Source organism: Variovorax sp. 20P10.2.4, from assembly GCF_058244205.1.
Map to the genome: position 1 here is coordinate 1 of NZ_JBZAYE010001025.1, position 1,740 is coordinate 1,740.

Consider the following 1,740-nt stretch of genomic DNA (forward strand, 5'->3'; position numbering starts at 1 on the left):
CCGCTGGGCGCCGCGGCCGAGCGGCTGCGCGAGCCGCTGTCGGCGCAGGGCGAGTACGACGTCGGCTATGCGCTGCGCATGCGCGATCCGGCCGCGGGCGGCGCGCAGCGGCGCATCTATTTCCACACCGGCCAGACCGGTGGCTACCGCGCGCTGCTCGCGTTCTCGCCAGCCACCAGCGAGGCGCTGGTGCTGCTCGCGAGCAACGACGCGGCCGCGGTGGTGCCGGTGCTGGACGCGCTCACCCTCCCCCTCGCCGCGAAGTAGCCATGCGGGCCGTCCCGGGGTGGCCGCCGCGCGATTGCCGGCACAATCCCCGCGGACACACCTGCATGAACACACGATTCGTCGAAGCCTTTCTCTGGGCCGCGCGGCTGGGCAGCTTCCGGGCCGCGAGCGACCGGCTGCACATCACGCAGGCGGCCGTGTCGAACCGCGTCGCCTCGCTCGAGGAAGACATCGGCGCGCGCCTGTTCGAACGCGACGCGCGCGAGCTGCGGCTCACGCCCGTCGGCGTGCGCCTGATGGACTACGGCGAGCGGCTGCTCGAGCTGCGCCGCGAGATCGTCTCGCTGGGCCGCCCGCGCGAAGACCTGCTGGGCCTGGTGCGCATCGGCGCGATCGAGACCGTGGTCCACACCTGGCTGCTGGGCTTCCTCACCAACCTGCGCTCCACCTACCCGGGCATCGAGGTGCAGCTCACCTCCGAGACCACGCTGGCGCTGCACCGCGGCCTGCGCGAGGGCGCGCTCGACATCGCGCTGCAGACCGACCACATCGCGGGCGCGGGCATCGTGAGCACGCCCTGCCTGCCGATGCCCATGGGCTGGGTCGGACAGATGAGCGCCGAGGGCACGCAGACGGTGGAGCAGCTGCTGCGCCAGCCGGTGCTGACCATGAGCCCGGGCTCGCAGCCGCACGAGGCGCTCAAGAACCTCTACCGCGCGGTGGGCATCCCGCTGGGCAAGGTGCATTGCGTGAGCTCGATCTCGGCGCTCGCGCGGCTGGTGAAGGCCGGCTTCGGCAATGCACTGGTGCCGCTGCCGCCGGTCTACGAGTACGTGGCGGCCGGCGACGTGCGCATCATCGAATGCGATGCGCTGATCTCGCCGCAGCGGCTGGTGGTGAGCCATCTGGAGGCCGCCGACTCCGATGCCATCCGGCTCGTGGCCGAGCTGGCCTGCCGGGCCTCCGACCAGTTCACGGCCGCGGCAATCGCACCAATCTGGAGCGGAGCCATAGAGGGTTAACCCTCGAAACAGCGCATTTGCGCCCCATCGAGGGGCCAGTAATTCTTGTGGCTGTCGCGCAGAAAAACTCGTTTGTGACAGCCTGACCCCGCGACGGAAGATCGCGCCTTCTTTTTTCGAAGGCCCGCTCCCGCTTCCGCCGCCATGACTTCCACCGCTTCCGTCACCGAAACTTCCGCCGCCGAGAACGGCCTGCTCTTCGTCGCCTGCGACGTCGATCCCGCGGCCGACGAGGCCGACTTCAACCGCTGGTACGACCGCGAGCACGTCGAGGAACGCGTGCGCATCCCGGGCTTCCTTTCCGGCGCGCGCTATGTCTCGCTCGAAGGCGGCCGCCGCTACCTCGGCCTGTACCGCACCGCCTCGCTCGAGGTGTTCCGCTCGACCGGCTACCGCGCCGCCTTCGAGCGCCAGACGCCCTGGTCGATCGCCAACCTCGACCGCATGCGCGACCCGATCCGCCGCGTCTGCGCGGTGCGCGCCGTCACCG

The 1,740-nt window shown here is 70.8% G+C and carries 1 protein-coding gene and 2 pseudogenes; all 3 read left to right on the forward strand.

The genetic code is table 11. The features are described 5' to 3' along the window. Nucleotides 1–267, forward strand: a pseudogene (locus tag AC27VN_RS40640) (hypothetical protein); the annotation flags it as partial. A gap of 65 nt (nucleotides 268–332) precedes the next feature. Further along, nucleotides 333–1,250, forward strand: a complete 918-nt coding sequence (locus AC27VN_RS40645) for a LysR family transcriptional regulator (RefSeq protein ID WP_093348530.1) — start codon at nucleotides 333–335, stop codon at nucleotides 1,248–1,250. Between the two features lie 144 nt (nucleotides 1,251–1,394). Then, nucleotides 1,395–1,740: pseudogene (locus AC27VN_RS40650) on the forward strand (hypothetical protein); the annotation flags it as partial.

Coding starts and splice junctions, on each gene's coding strand:
- AC27VN_RS40645 (WP_093348530.1), top strand. CDS start 333: ATGAACACACGATTCGTCGAAGCCTTTCTCTGGGCCGCGCGGCTGGGC.